Raw genomic sequence first — 13,916 nt, forward strand, 5'->3', positions numbered from 1 at the left:
GTGTCGTTCGTCTGCCGCGGCCTGAACCCTGCGGCAAACCGTAGATGCCCTCAGCGCGATTCCCGGTTCGCGTACTCACCCAACTCGCCGGAGCACACCGCGCGCTGCTGCGTCCGGCGCGTCAGTCGCGCATCGCCGGGAACAGCACGACCTCGCGGATCGTGCGCTGCCCGGTCAGGATCATCGCCAGCCGGTCGATGCCGAAACCGATCCCGCCCGCGGGCGGCATCCCGTATTCCAGGGCTTCGATATAGGCCTCGTCGTAGGGTTGCGCCTCCTCGTCGCCGCCCGCTGCCAGTGCCCGCTGCTGCTCAAACCGCCGGCGCTGGTCGTCGGGATCGTTGAGCTCGGTGAACGCGTTGGCGATCTCCATTCCGGCCATGAACGCCTCAAACCGCTCGACCAGGCCCTCCTCGCTGCGGTGGCGCTTGGCCAGTGGCGAGATCTCGATCGGATAATCGAACAGGAGCGTCGGCTGGATCAGTGTCGGCTCGACATGCTTTGAGACGAGCTCATCGACCAACTGCGGCCAACTGTCCGTCTCGGGAACCTGCAGGCCGGCGGCGCGCATGGCCGCTGCCAGCTCGTCGCGCTCACGGCTTGCACGGATGTCCACGCCCGTGCGCTGCCGGATCGCCCCGGCGAGCGTCTCCCGGTGCCATGGGCGCTGGAAATCCAGCGGTCCGTCGTAGCCGATCTCCGCTGTGACCTGGCGCAGGAGGGCCTCCAGGCGGTCAGCCACGTCGAGGTAGTCGGCGTATGCCTCGTAGTATTCGATCGAGGTGAACTCGGGGTTGTGCTTGGGCGAGAGGCCCTCGTTGCGGAAAAGACGGCCGATCTCATAGACGCGCTCCAGGCCACCGACCAGCAGGCGTTTGAGATAGAGTTCGGGCGCGATCCGTAGATACAGGTCTCGGTCAAGCGCGTTGTGGTGGGTGATGAACGGTCGCGCGGCCGCCCCCCCGTAGAGCGGCTGGAGAATCGGCGTCTCGACCTCGATGAACCCCTCCGCGTCAAGGTAGCGGCGGATCGCCGTGACCATCCGCGCCCGGGTGATGAAGACGGCTCTGGTGTTCTCGTTGGCGAGCAGGTCGGCCTCGCGGTGACGCAGACGGGTCTCGGTGTCGGTGAGCCCGTGGTGCTTGTCGGGCGGCGGCCGCAGCGACTTGGCGAGCAGCTCGAAGTTCGTGATCCGGAGCGTCAGCTCGCCGCGACGGGAGCGCAGCGCCATTCCGTCGACACCGATCAGATCGCCCAGGTCCAGCTCCAGGAGCAGTCGCATCCGTTCGACGCCCAGCTCGTCGACGCGAGCCTGCAGCTGCAGCGAACCGGAGCGGTCGACCAGGTCAAGGAACGCCATCCCACCCTGACCGCGTCTCGCCGCCAGACGGCCCGCGACGCGGTGAGCGCGGTCCGTCTCCTCGCCAACCTCCAGGTTCACGTGTGCGGCACGTACCGTGTCGATCGGCTCAACCCTGCTGAAACCGTACGGAAAGGGCTCGACCCCAGCCTCACGCAGAGCCGCAAGCTTCTGGCGTCGAGCCGTAAAGACATCAGGTGGATCCTCGCCCTGGTGCGCAGGATGGCGCCCGTCGTCGGCCACGTCGCGCCCAGGCTCAGGCCACTTCGATCTTTGCGATCTTGAGCTGGCGCTCGCCGCGCGGCGTGGTCACCGACACGGTGTCGCCGGCGCGGCGCCCGAGCAGCGCCTTGCCCACGGGCGACTCGTTGGAGAGCTTCATCTGGGCGGGCTTGGCCTCGGCCGATCCGACGATCGTGTAGCGGTGCTCCGCGCCGTCACCGTCAACGACATGGACCGTGGTACCGACCCTGACGACCTCGTTGTCGAGCTCGGAGGCATCGATCACGGTTGCCGACCGCAGCTTCTCCTCGAGCACCGCGATGCGCGCCTCGAGCATCGCCTGCTCGTTCTTGGCATCGTCGTACTCAGCGTTCTCGGATATGTCACCGAACTCGCGAGCATCCTTGATACGAGCCGCAACCTCGCGCCGGCGCACGGTGGACATGTGCTCGAGCTCAGCTCTCAGGCTGGCGAGTCCTTCAGGTGTGAGAATGACGTCCTTGGGCATGTGCTTATGGGTTGGCTTGGGCGCAGAACGCGGGTTGGCGGATCGGACGCATGACGCGTGATCGTGTCCGTGGGCGCGCCAGTATAGACGCATGGCGAGCGGCGCTCCGGGCGCGCGCACGCTTCCGAGCAGCTTCAGCCGCGACAGATTACTGCCGATACCGGCCGGAGATGTCGGTAAGTGTCGCCACGGCGGGCCCGCAGCCACGCCGTCTCCGATCGATGCACGCGCCCGCGCTGATCTTCGGTGCCTGTCTGTCGCTGCTTGCGACCGTGTTGCTGATCTACGCGATCGACCTGCACCCGCGCAACGACTTCTACCGCGAGGCCTGGCCGGCTTACCGGCTGCTGTTGCAGGGCCACTTCCTGGGCTTTCTGCGTTCCGGCCCTCCCTACATCGGCTCGCTGCTGCTGCGGGCACCGTTCGCGCTGCTGGCGGGCGCGTTGGGGGCCTCCGCACGCGGGGTGTACATCGCGACGGCGATTCCGTGCATGCTCGCCCCGAGTGTTCTGGCAGGCTACATCGCCGGCGGGGCTAGCACCGATCCGGCGGCGGCCAGCAACGATCCGGCGGCGGCCAGCCCGAGGCGGGGCGTACGGCCGGTCGATCTGTTCATGCTGACGCCCCCGGCGCTGATGACGATCGTCGGCGGCCACCCGGAGGATGCGCTGGGGGGAGTGCTGTGCGTAGCGTCGGTGCTGCTCGCCTGCCGCGGGTCGAGCCGCGCCGCCGGCCTGTTCCTCGCCCTCGCGGTGATCAACAAGTCCTGGGCACTCGTCGCCGTGCCGCTCGTGCTCGCCCTGATGCCCGCCGACCGGCGGCTCTCCGGTTTTACGACCCTGGTACTGGTTGCAGGTGCGGTGATGCTCCCCGTCACCGCACTGCGGCTGAGTTCGGGGGCTTCAATGGGCGGTACCCTCGGGGACCAGGCCTACGGGGTCTTCGAGCCCACCCAGCTGCTCTGGTGGCTCGGGCCATCCTCCTGGTTCGTTCGCGAGGCACACATCCTGCTGGTGCTGGTCGCCTGGCTGCTGAGCGGTGCCTGGTGGTGGCTGCGTGTGCATGGCCGCAGCGCCCGGCCGGCGGTCCGTCAAGCGCTAGCGGCGTTGGCGGTCGTGCTACTGGTGCGCTGTGCCCTCGACCCCTGGGACAACGTCTATTACATGGCCCCCTTCATGCTGGCCGTGACGGTGCTGGAGGATCCACCGGGCTTCCCAACGCTCACCTGGCTCTGCGTGGCGGCGAGCCTGATCATCGTCCCTCCCTACGGCTTCCTGCACAGTCTCGGCGACGCCGCTCAGGCAGCGACCTACAGCGTGTTTGCGCTGGCCACGATCGCCTGGCTGGGACGCCTCGCGTTCGCCACATCCGGACCATCACCCACCCTCGGCTACGCAGCCAGCGAAGGCTCCGGCGCCTGAGCGGCGGCGAAGAGCTCACGCGCGCGGGCCACGCTCGAAGCCTGCTGGAGAGCCGCCTGCAACCGCGCCTGTTCGTGTCGCGTGCCACCGAGCCGCTCCACGTACCAGGGGTGGAACTTGCGCAGGTAACGGTTCGCGCGCTCCTCCCCGAGGTGCTCCACGGCGGCGTCGAGCACCCAGTCGATCTCCGTGAGGATCTCCGCCCGCGTCGGCTCGCTCTCGCGGCGGCCGGTGAGCTGCGCAAACACCCATGGGTTCCCCAGTGAGCCGCGCGCCAGCAGGATCGCATCCGCGCCGGTCTGCGCGAACGCCTCGCGGGCCAGCTGGGCCGTGCGCAGCCCGCCGGAAAGCAGCACCGGCACCGGCAGCTCAGCGACCAGCGCGGCGAACAGCTCATAATCGGGTCGACCACCGTGACGCTGCGAAGCGTGCCGGGGATGGATCGAGAGCCCCGCGACCCCGCCGCGCTCGGCGAGGTCGCGGGCCACGGCGACACCCTTGCCGTCGCCGGGCCTGATCCCGGTGCGCAGCTTGACGGTGACCGGCAGCCCGCTGCCCCTGGCGGCCGCCAGCGCGACGCGTACAGCGCGGTCCGGGTCCTCCAGCAGCGCCGCGCCGGCGCCGGTCTTGCAAACCTTCGGGACTGGGCAGCCCATGTTGATGTCGATCAGGTCCGCCCCGGCCGCGGCCGCCCGCTCGGCCGCCGACGCCATCACGTCGGGATCGGCGCCGAACAGCTGCACGGCGACCGGGTGCTCGTCGGGATGGATGCGCAAGAGCTCGCGGCAGGTGCGCGCGTTGCCGTGGTGGACGGCATGGCTTGAGACCATCTCTGAGAACGTCAGGCCGGCGCCGTAGCGCTTTGCCTGCAGGCGCACGAACCAGTTGCCGATCCCGGCCAGCGGCGCCAGGATCACGCGGTTGGGGACGGTCAGGCCGCCCAGCTGCCAGGGCTCGTTCAGCGAGCGCGGCGGGTCGGAACTCATGTTCACGGCGTTCATGGTAGGAATCACCTGTGGCGCTGGACCTGGAGGCTTTGACGGCACCCTGGCTCGAGGTGATCCGCGGACAGGTGCCGGGGATCGAGATCTTCGATGCGCACACGCATCTTGGCCAGAACGATCCTGACGGCATGCGGCAGAGCCCGGCCGAGCTGCTGGCCCAGCTGCGCGCCGCACGGGCGTGCGGCTGCTTCGTCTTTCCGATGCACGAGCCGGACGGCTACCCGCCCGCCAACGACTTTGTGATCGCCACCGCCGCGCAGTCGGACGGGCTGCTCGTGCCGTTCTGCCGGGTCAAGCCGGGTGAGGGCGCGCTCGGCGAAGCCGAGCGCGCCCTCACCCGAGGGGCCCGGGGGATCAAGCTGCACCCACGGGCCGAGCGTTTCACGCTCGATCACCCTGACATACCGCGCCTGTTCGCGCTTGCGCACGAGCGCACCGTGCCGATTCTGATCCACGCCGGCCGGGGCATTCCGGCGCTGGGTGAGCACGTGGTCGCAAACGCCAGCCGCTACCCCAACGCACGCGTGATTCTCGCCCACGCGGCCGTGTCTGACCTGGCGTGGCTGTGGCGGGTGATCGCGGATCTGCCCAACGTCCTGATCGACACGGCCTGGTGGGTCTCTCAGGATCTGGTTGCGCTCTTCTCGCTGGTCCCCGCCGCCCAGATCGTCTTCGCCTCCGACGCCCCCTACGGCGCGACCGCAGTGTCGGCCGCAGCCCAACTGCGGCTGGCATTGCAGGCCGGACTCACGCCCCAGCAGGTGGCGCTTCTCGCCTCCGGCCAGGCGCTGCGCATCGCACGAGGCGAGCCGCTGGCGGTCAGCGGTCCGGCGATCGGGGAGCGCGAACGCGCGAGCCACCTGCTGCTTGACCGTGTCGCAGGCTACCTGCAGGTTGGTGCCCTGCTCGAGTTCCGCACGGGCGACGGCAGCGAGATGATTGCGCTTGCGCGCCTGGCCTGCGATGTGCCCGACGATGTCGACGACCTGCCCGTGTTCTACGCCATCAGGGCGCTGCTGGACCGGCACGCCGAGCTGCGCGCGAACACACCCGCCGACCGCACCAGCCGAGCGATTCTGCAGCTGGCCGCGGCGGCCGCCATGTCACCGGACGTACCGGTGCCCCACGGCGACTGATCAGCGGTTGAGCTCCCAGATCAGTCGCAGCCCGGTGAGCGTCAGGAACTCGTCCACCTCGTCGATCGCGTCCCGGATCAGCGGGTACATGACGGTCGAGAAGCCGCCGGTCGCGATCACGCGCGTGTGCTCCCCGAGTTCCGCGCGCAGACGCCGCACGATGCCCTCGACCTGACCGGCGAACCCGAACGCGATGCCGCTGCGGATCGCCTCCGAGGTGGAGCGGCCGATCACCGTCCGGGGCTCCCCCAGCTCCACATTGGGGAGCTTGGCGGCGCGCTCTGACAGGGCCTCGAGCGAGATCTCGATGCCCGGCGTGATCACGCCGCCGAGGTACTCCCCGTCGTCGGAGACGACGTCGTAGGTGATCGCGGTGCCGAAGTCGACGACAACACAGGCCGAGCCGAACCGAGCGTGAGCGGCGACCGCGTTGACAAGGCGGTCAGCACCCACCTCGTGCGGGTTCTCGGTGCGGATCGGCATGCCGGTCCGCAGCGCCGGACCCACGACCATCGTGTCGTGGCCGAGGTGGCGCCGGCCCAGCAACCGCCACTGCTCCTGAAGCCGTGGCACGGTCGAGGAAACGATCGACGCCACGGCCTGGGTGAGCGTGTGGCCGCGCAGCGCGAACAGTCCCGCGAGCAGCACCGCCAGCTCGTCAGCGGTGGCCGCGCGCCTGGTGGCAAAGCGCCAGTCCGCCGCGAGCGTCTGGTCACCCGAGGCGAAGGCGCCAACGTGGGTCTGGGTGTTGCCGACGTCAACCACCAGCAACAGCTCGGGCTCTGGCCCAGGATCACTCATGGCGCCTGACTATATGGCCAGCGGGGGGCCCGCGACCGTGACCTGCTGGGCACCCCCGAGCGCGGCCAGCGAGTCGGCCAGGAGCTCGCCGCCGGGCAGGCGCAGGTCGGGCTCGAGCTCGAGCAGCGGCACGAGCACGAAGCGTCTTGTGGAGACCTGCTCGTGCGGCAGCCTCAACCGCGGCGAGCTGTACTCCAGCCCGCCGAGCAGCAGCAGGTCAACGTCGATCACGCGCGGACCATGGCGGGGGCCGCCCGCTGCGCGGCCGACCTCACCCTCAACCGCCTTGCAGCTGTCGAGCAGCTCCTCCGGTCCCTGTTCGGTCTCGATCTCGACGCACGCGTTCAGGAACTCGGGCTGGTCGAGGATCAGCCCGACCGGCTCGGTGTCATAGGTGTGTGAGCTGCGTAGCACACGCACCCCGTGCTGACCCAGAGCATCGACGGCCGCCTGCAGGTGCGCCCGGCGATCGCCCAGGTTTGACCCGAGCCCGAGCATCCCGAGCGCAGTCACGCCTCCCGCCACACCTCAACGGAAACCTCGCCGATGCTGAGCGCGATCGGCGGCTCTGGCTTGGAGGCTTTGACCCAGACCGAGTAGATCTCGTATCGCTCGATCAACCGCTCGGCCACGGCGGCGCAGAAGCGCTCGAGCGTGCGGTACTCGCGCTGCTGAGCGGTGAGCCAGACCAGCTGGCAGACCTCGCCGTAATCGACCGTGTCCTCGATCCGGTCGGTGACGGTCGCATCGCAGTCGGCAACATCAAGGCGCAGATCCACGACCAGGCGCTGACCAACCTCGCGCTCGGCGGCGCTCACGCCCATGTGTGTGTAGAGCGAGAGGCCGCTGATCTCGATCGTGACCTCGGGCTCCGGGTGGCCGTCGTCGTCTTCCTCGTCCTCATCGAACTCGTCCTCCTCACCGACCAGCTCCTCCTCCACGGCAAGGTCGTCGGGTTCGGTGCCATCCGGCTCAGCGCCGGGCGCAGGTTCGGACTCGAGCGGGTCGGTGTCGTCTTCGCTGCTCATCTCTGAGGCCTCGACTCTACCCGGCAAGCGTCGCGGCCGTCGTCTGCAGCGCGTCGTGATGGGCCGCCACATCATGCACCCGAAAGATGCTCGCACCCCCGGTGAAGGCGATCACGTTGCTGGCGATCGTCGCCGCCAGTCGCTCGGACACCGCCCGGCCGGTGATCTCACCCAGAAAGCCTTTGCGGCTGGTACCCACCAGCAGCGGCCGGCCGATCGCGACCAGCTCTGGCAGCCGCCGCAGCAGGTCGAGGTTCTCGGCCGTGCTCTTGCCAAAGCTGCCGCCGCCAAAGCCGGGATCGAGGATGACCCGCTCCTCCGCGACGCCGTGAGCGACGGCGAACGCCAAGCGCTCCTCCAGAAAGCTCTTCACCTCGGAGACGATGTCGGTGTAGCGGGCCGCCTGAGGCGGCTGGCCCGGCATGTGGCGCATGTGCATGAGGCACAGGTCAGCGCCCGCGGCGCCAACGATCTCGGCCAACTCGGGCGCCGCTCGCAGCGCCGTGACATCGTTGACCAGGTGCGCTCCCGCCGCAAGCGCCCGCCGGGCCACGCTGGCCTTCATCGTGTCGACTGAGATCTGCGCGGTCGCGCCTGCGGCGACGAGCGCTTCGATCACCGGCACCACGCGCCTGGCCTCCTCCTCGGCCTCCACCGGATCGGCGCCAGGCCGCGTCGACTCCCCACCGACGTCAAGGATGCCGGCGCCCTGCGCCGCGAGTTCGAGCCCGTGGGCGACAGCCGCAGCCGGATCGAAGTACTCCCCGCCGTCGCTGAAGGAGTCGGGCGTCACGTTCACGACCCCCATCAACGTGAATGCGCGGTGCCTGCCCCCGTCACGCCCGCTCCCCTGCAGCTGCGATCCGGCCTGTTCGCCGGCCACCGGCATCGAACCCAAGACCATCTGCCTGGTTCAGTCAGGCCAGCGGCCGGTGCGACGGAAGTGCTCGCGTGCGTTGTCCTCCTGAGCACGGTCATCAGCCTCGTCGGCGTTCAGTCGCAGCATCCAGTTGAGCAGCGCGACCATCATCGCGACCACGATCGACGCCACACCGATCGTCGAGAGCATCGAGTCGCGCGACAGCTTCGTGGTGACAAACACGTTCGCCTCGGCAGCGTTGTCCTGCACGCCGGTGAGGTGAAAGTGAGCCATCACCAGCATCACGAGCCCGAAGATCACAAACAGCGCCGGCAACCCCCAGCGGATCAGCAGCACAAACGCACCGGGCCGAGCGGTCTTGCGCGGCGTGACGATGCTGAGCAGCGAGCCGGGTTGCATGGTTTCACCTTACCGCCACCGGCCAGACCGCGCGCCGGATCAGCGTCGTCCGCCCAGGCGGCACGGGAGCTGCCCCTCGCTCAGTCGGCGGCGCCGCCCGCGTAACCTGGCCGCGGGAAGAGCTTGGGCGCCTCACCGCTGCGCTCCGGGGCCGCTGGCGGCATCGGCAGCTGCGGTGGCGGCGGCGCTTCGGAGCCGAACACCTGCTCCTCTGAGTCGCCGCCGAGCAGTGCGACGAACTGGTCGCGCTCGATCGTCTCGCGCTTGAGCAGGATCTCGGAGATCCGGTCGAGCGACTCGCGGTGGTCGTTGAGGATGCCGCGCGCCACCGTGTGGGCGGACTCGACGATGCGGCGGATCTCGAGGTCGATCTCACGCGCGATCTCATCGGAGTAGTCCGGCTCGGTGCTGAACTCGCGGCCGAGGAACGGCTGGCCGTGATCGTGTCCGAACACGCGTGGACCCAGCTTCTCAGACATACCGAAGCGCATCACCATCTGCTTGGCGGTCGCGGTGACCTTCTCGAGGTCGTTGGAGGCGCCGGTGGTGATCTCACCGAACACGAGCTCCTCCGCGGCCCGGCCGCCGAGCGTCATCGCCATCGTGTCAAGCAGCTCGGCGCGGGTGGTCAGGAACTTGTCCTCACCGGGCAGCGAGATCGTGTAGCCGAGCGCCTGGCCGCGAGAGATCACCGAGATCTTGTGGATCGGATCGCTGTTGGGCAGGTAGTGTCCGACGATCGCGTGCCCCATCTCGTGGAAGGCGGTGATCCGGCGCTCCTTCTCGCCCATCACGCGAGTCTTCTTCTCCGGGCCGGCGATCACGCGCATGATGCCCTCTTCGAGCTCGAGCTGCGTGACCTCGCGCTTGCCGCTTCGCGCTGCGAGCAGGGCGGCCTCGTTGACCAAGTTCGCCAGGTCGGCGCCGGTGAAGCCCGGGGTCTGGCCGGCGAGGGCGTCGATGTCGATCTCACGTGCCAACGGCTTACCGCGCGTGTGCACCTCAAGGATCTTCTTGCGGCCGGCACGGTCGGGCCTGTCGACGACGATTTGACGGTCGAAGCGCCCCGGACGCAGCAGTGCGGGGTCGAGAATGTCGGGCCTGTTGGTGGCGGCGATCAGGATGATGTTGTCCTTCATCTCAAAGCCGTCCATCTCGACCAGCAGCTGGTTGAGCGTCTGCTCGCGCTCGTCGTGACCGCCGCCCAGACCGGCGCCGCGATGGCGGCCGACGGCGTCGATCTCGTCCATGAAGATGATGCAGGGAGAGTTCTGTTTGGCCTGCTCGAAGAGGTCACGCACGCGCGAGGCACCGACGCCAACGAACATCTCGACGAAGTCAGAGCCAGAGATTGAGAAGAAGGGCACCCCTGCCTCGCCGGCCACGGCCCGGGCGAGCAGGGTCTTGCCGGTGCCAGGCGGGCCGTAGAGCAGCACGCCCTTGGGGATCCGTGCGCCCAGAGCCTGGAACTTCTTGGGGTTCTCGAGGAACTCCTTGATCTCGTGCAGCTCCTCGACCGCCTCATCCACTCCGGCCACGTCGCGGAAGGTGATCTTCGGTGAGTCGACCGACATGCGCTTTGCGCGTGACTTGCCAAAGGACATCACCTTGGATCCGCCACCCTGGACCTGATTCATCAAAAACAGCCAGAAGCCGATGAAGATCACGAACGGCAACAGGTAGGTGAGCAGCGACAGCCAGCCGCTGGTGGCGGTGTCCTGCACCTGCAGGGCGGCACCACCCTCGTAGCGCTCGACATCATTGATGATCGTCGAGACGTAGTTGTTGGGGTAGCCGGTCGTGTACTTGAGCCCCTCGGTCGTGACCACGGTCATGCTGTTGTCACGCTGATCGAGGTTGACGCTGGTCACATTGCGCTCGGTGATCAGCTTGAGCGTCTGCCCGAAGGTCGGCACCTGCTTGGTCGTCGTGTTGCCGACCAGCTGCGACGCGAAGAAAGCGAGCACCACAACGATCAGAATCGGGAAGGCGGCGCTCTTGAAGAAACGGCTCATGGTCTTAGGCCTCATTCCTGTCTGCCGCCAACCGACTCTCGTGCAGCTCTCAGGCGGGGAGGCTCAAGCGTAGCATCACGCTTTGGCGGGCCTGACGCGGGCGCTACGCCTCCAGCACGGCCACGTAGGGCAGCGCGCGGTAGCGCTCGGCGTGGTCCAGGCCATACCCGACGACGAACCTGTCAGGGATCTCGAACCCCACGTAGCGCGGTGCGAGCTGCGCCTGGCTGCTCGAGGGCTTGAGCAGCAGCGCGCAGACCTCGAGTGAGGCGGGGCCGCGCCCCGCGAGGTTGCGCAAAAGGTACTGGAGCGTCAGGCCGGAGTCGATGATGTCCTCGACGATCAGGACGTGGCGGCCCTCGATCGCGGCGTCGAGATCCTTGAGGATGCGAACGACACCCGAGGATTTGGTCGACGAGCCGTATGAGGAGATCGCCATGAAGTCGACCTCGCAGTCGATCCGCAGCGAGCGCATCAGGTCGGCGAGGAAGAACACGGCGCCCTTGAGCACGCCGATCAGCAGCAGATCCTTGCCCTCGTAGTCGGCCGAGACGGCCTCGGCGAGCTCACGCACACGGCGCTCGAGGTCGTCGGCGGCGACCACGACCTCGCCCAGGTGCGGTTGCTCTGTCACGGCCGCTCAGTGTAGGTGTCGAAGCCGCTCGAGGCGTCGCCACGCGCGGCCCCCGCTGGTGTGGGCGCAAAGCTCAGTTGACCGTCGATCGCGGTGGCGCGCACCCCGCCCGGCAGGTCCAGGTGCGTCGTACCCGCATCACGCATCGCCAGAATGTCCTGCAGTCGGCTGCTCGGCCCGGGGACGGGGCGGCCGTGGACGCCGTCAGCAAGCCGCGCCACCACCAGACGGGCGATGGCTACCGGCAGCGCCCGCAACCGTGAGAGCTCGATCTGTTGTGTGTCCCCCAGCTCGCGGGCCACGAGCGCGTCGAGCACCTCCGCCTCGTCGCGCAGGCGCTGGGCCAAAAGCAGGATGTTTGCCTCGGCGGCGGGGTGGATCTCGCGCAGGATCGGGACGAGCTGGTGTCGCACGCGCCCGCGCGCGTAGGCGCCGGTGGCGTTGCTCTCATCATCGCGCCAGCTCAGGCCGCGCTCCCGGCAGTAGGCACCGGTCTGTTCGCGACTGAGCTCCAACAGCGGCCGGATCAGGATCCCCTCGCGCGCGCGCATGCCGAGCAACGCACGCCTGCTCGGAGAGGACGCCAGGCGGTAGAGGATCGTCTCGACCTGGTCGGTGGCGGTGTGGCCGGCCGCGATGTCCGCCGCGTGAGCAGCGGCGAGCGCGGCGGCGGCCTCGTAGCGCAGCTCGCGCGCCCAGGCCTGCAGATTGCCTGCGCGGGGACGCAGATCCGAAGCACGGCTGACGGAGAGCTCCACACCGAGCGCATCGCAGAGCGCCTGGCAGTGGCGCTCGTCCGCATCGGCACCGGCGCGCAGGCCATAGTTGACGTGCATCGCGCGTACGTCCGAGCGCCCAACGATGGATACGACGAGATCCAGCAGGCAGGTCGAGTCACGACCACCCGAGAGCATGACCACGACCGGCCCTGAGGGCACCAGCAGCCCCGTGGCGGCGACGCGCTCGCGGATCGCGTCGACGACGCTCACTCACGCCACCCCGGTCGTGTAACACGCGCACTCGCCGACACGCGGCGAGTCTATTGGCACGGCGGCGGTGCGACCGTCTAGGCTCGCGCGCGAGTGCGTGACCTCGTGCATATCCATCAGACCGCCGAGCTGGCCGAGCGCGTGCTTTTGCCGGGTGACCCGGGGCGGGCGCTGCGCCTTGCCCAGGCGCTGCTCGACGCGCCGCTGATGCTCAACCACCACCGCGGTCTGTGGGGATACACGGGCGTTGCCGCCGATGGGCTGGCGCTGAGCATCCAGAGCACTGGGATGGGCGGACCCAGCGCGGCGATCGTGGTAACCGAACTGATCGAGCTCGGGGCGCAACGGCTCGTGCGCGTCGGTACCTGCGGCGGGCTGCGGGACGGGCTCGCGCTCGGCCAGCTGATCGTCGTGACCGAGGCGCTGGCTGACGACGGCACCAGCACGGCGCTCGGCGGGCATGAGCGCATGGCGAGCGTGCGCGCGGTCGGTGCGCGGCTGCCGGCGGCGCTGCTCGCCGCCGGTCAGGCGGCCGATCCGCCCGCGGTCACCGGAGCGACCGTGTCAAGCGACCTCTTCTATGGTGCCGAGCCCTACCTCGAGCGCTGGCGGAGGGCCGGGGCGCTGGCCGTCGAGATGGAGGCGGCGGCGATCTTCACGGTGGCCGCGCGGGCCGGCGCACAGGCGGGCTGTTTGCTGCTCGTATCGAACCTGGTCGGCAGCCACGCCTACATCGATGCGCAGGCGCTGCACGCCGCCGAGTTGCGGGTTGGCGAGCTGGCGGTCGCGGCGCTCGGGCCGAGTTAACGCGCCCGGCCCGACCCCGGGCGGGCCGGTCTCAGGCCGCTGCGTCGAGCTTCTTATCGAGCTTTGCGAGCGTGCGGTCGAGCGAGGCCAGACGCTTCTCGAGCTTCGCCAGCCGGGCCTCAAGCGCGGAGTCCTCGCGCGGCTGGTCGAGCCGGTCGGAGAGGCCCTGCAGCCCTTCCTCAACGCCCTCGAGCCGCTGGGAAACGGAGCGCAGGCGCCGCGTCAGTCGTTCGAGGTCCGAGGCGGACGGCAGGTTCAGCGCGCTCATCGCGAGCTCCTGTGCACGGCCCGCGCGTTCGCGCACGTCAAAGGCCGTGGTCAGCGTGCCGCTCACAACCGGGCTCTTGAGGAGGTCCTGCGCGAGCCGTCCGAGCGCCTGCTCCCCCTGCTGCGTGAGCCTGACTCGGAATCCGTCGTGGTCACCGTTCATACGCTGATCTTACTGCCACGCAAGCCGCATCTCGTATGGCCCCGGTCTGTTCACCAGCCGAGCTGTTACGATATATCGCTAATGTATCGCGATATACACGAAAGGACATGCGATGCGAGGCGATAGTTACTTTGAACAAGACGTAGAAGGGCCCCGTGGACACAGCGGCTGCCGCTGCCGGCGTGGCGGCGGACCGGGCGGCCCCGGCCCCGGCGGTGCCGGCGGCTTCGGCCCCGGCTTCGGTGGTTTCGGGCCGCGAGGTTTCGGCGGACCCGGCGGTTT

15 protein-coding genes are annotated in these 13,916 nt (G+C 68.9%); 3 read left to right on the plus strand and 12 right to left on the minus strand.

Translation table 11 applies throughout. The annotated features are described in order from the left end of the window. Window positions 1–121: 121 nt before the first annotated feature. Complete coding sequence (lysS, locus tag M3M54_RS08125) at window positions 122–1,603, minus strand: lysine--tRNA ligase (protein WP_249021655.1); 1,482 nt, start codon at window positions 1,601–1,603, stop codon at window positions 122–124. A 13-nt stretch (window positions 1,604–1,616) separates the two neighbouring features. Beyond that, a complete protein-coding gene (gene greA, locus M3M54_RS08130) occupies window positions 1,617–2,090 on the minus strand; it encodes a transcription elongation factor GreA (protein WP_249021656.1) in 474 nt (157 codons plus the stop codon). Between the two features lie 221 nt (window positions 2,091–2,311). Between greA and M3M54_RS08135 the strand changes: the two genes are divergently transcribed. Then, the gene (locus M3M54_RS08135; protein WP_249021657.1) at window positions 2,312–3,511 is read left to right on the plus strand and encodes a hypothetical protein; all 1,200 of its coding nucleotides are present in this window, start codon (window positions 2,312–2,314) and stop codon (window positions 3,509–3,511) included. On the opposite strand, the gene M3M54_RS08140 is transcribed toward M3M54_RS08135, so the two are convergent. Next, window positions 3,481–4,512, minus strand: a complete 1,032-nt coding sequence (locus tag M3M54_RS08140) for a tRNA-dihydrouridine synthase (RefSeq protein WP_249021658.1) — start codon at window positions 4,510–4,512, stop codon at window positions 3,481–3,483. The genes M3M54_RS08135 and M3M54_RS08140 overlap by 31 nt on opposite strands. A 14-nt stretch (window positions 4,513–4,526) precedes the next feature. Between M3M54_RS08140 and M3M54_RS08145 the strand changes: the two genes are divergently transcribed. Further along, window positions 4,527–5,651 (plus strand): amidohydrolase family protein, encoded by a 1,125-nt coding sequence (locus M3M54_RS08145; protein WP_249021659.1) that lies wholly within the window; start codon window positions 4,527–4,529, stop codon window positions 5,649–5,651. Here the strand turns inward: M3M54_RS08145 and M3M54_RS08150 are convergent, their stop codons facing one another. From M3M54_RS08150 to tilS, 8 genes are all read right to left on the minus strand, one after another. After that, the gene (locus tag M3M54_RS08150; RefSeq protein WP_249021660.1) at window positions 5,652–6,452 is read right to left on the minus strand and encodes a type III pantothenate kinase; all 801 of its coding nucleotides are present in this window, start codon (window positions 6,450–6,452) and stop codon (window positions 5,652–5,654) included. 9 nt (window positions 6,453–6,461) lie between these two features. After that, a complete protein-coding gene (gene folK, locus M3M54_RS08155; RefSeq protein WP_249021661.1) occupies window positions 6,462–6,977 on the minus strand; it encodes a 2-amino-4-hydroxy-6-hydroxymethyldihydropteridine diphosphokinase in 516 nt (171 codons plus the stop codon). Beyond that, window positions 6,962–7,480: a dihydroneopterin aldolase gene (folB, locus tag M3M54_RS08160; RefSeq protein ID WP_249021662.1), complete on the minus strand. Its 519-nt coding sequence runs from the start codon at window positions 7,478–7,480 to the stop codon at window positions 6,962–6,964. The genes folK and folB overlap by 16 nt, the downstream gene beginning before the upstream one ends. A gap of 16 nt (window positions 7,481–7,496) precedes the next feature. Then, window positions 7,497–8,384: a dihydropteroate synthase gene (gene folP / locus M3M54_RS08165; protein WP_249021663.1), complete on the minus strand. Its 888-nt coding sequence runs from the start codon at window positions 8,382–8,384 to the stop codon at window positions 7,497–7,499. Window positions 8,385–8,393: 9 nt separating this feature from the next. Continuing rightward, entirely contained in the window at window positions 8,394–8,759 is a 366-nt protein-coding gene (locus tag M3M54_RS08170) for a hypothetical protein (RefSeq protein WP_249021664.1), read from the minus strand. An 80-nt stretch (window positions 8,760–8,839) separates the two neighbouring features. Then, window positions 8,840–10,774, minus strand: coding sequence for an ATP-dependent zinc metalloprotease FtsH (ftsH, locus tag M3M54_RS08175; RefSeq protein ID WP_249021665.1), 1,935 nt, complete (start codon window positions 10,772–10,774; stop codon window positions 8,840–8,842). A gap of 103 nt (window positions 10,775–10,877) precedes the next feature. After that, a complete protein-coding gene (hpt, locus tag M3M54_RS08180; protein WP_249021666.1) occupies window positions 10,878–11,408 on the minus strand; it encodes a hypoxanthine phosphoribosyltransferase in 531 nt (176 codons plus the stop codon). Further along, the gene (tilS, locus tag M3M54_RS08185; RefSeq protein ID WP_249021667.1) at window positions 11,405–12,397 is read right to left on the minus strand and encodes a tRNA lysidine(34) synthetase TilS; all 993 of its coding nucleotides are present in this window, start codon (window positions 12,395–12,397) and stop codon (window positions 11,405–11,407) included. Before tilS ends, hpt begins: the two co-directional genes overlap by 4 nt. Window positions 12,398–12,490: 93 nt before the next feature. Between tilS and M3M54_RS08190 the strand changes: the two genes are divergently transcribed. Beyond that, window positions 12,491–13,204 carry a hypothetical protein gene (locus M3M54_RS08190; protein WP_249021668.1) on the plus strand — a complete coding sequence of 238 codons (714 nt, stop codon included), beginning with the start codon at window positions 12,491–12,493 and terminating at the stop codon, window positions 13,202–13,204. Window positions 13,205–13,235: 31 nt separating this feature from the next. On the opposite strand, the gene M3M54_RS08195 is transcribed toward M3M54_RS08190, so the two are convergent. Beyond that, a complete protein-coding gene (locus M3M54_RS08195) occupies window positions 13,236–13,634 on the minus strand; it encodes a hypothetical protein (protein ID WP_249021669.1) in 399 nt (132 codons plus the stop codon). Window positions 13,635–13,916: the final 282 nt, after the last annotated feature.

Origin of the sequence: Conexibacter sp. S30A1 (assembly GCF_023330665.1) — a bacterium.
Classification (GTDB): domain Bacteria; phylum Actinomycetota; class Thermoleophilia; order Solirubrobacterales; family Solirubrobacteraceae; genus Palsa-465.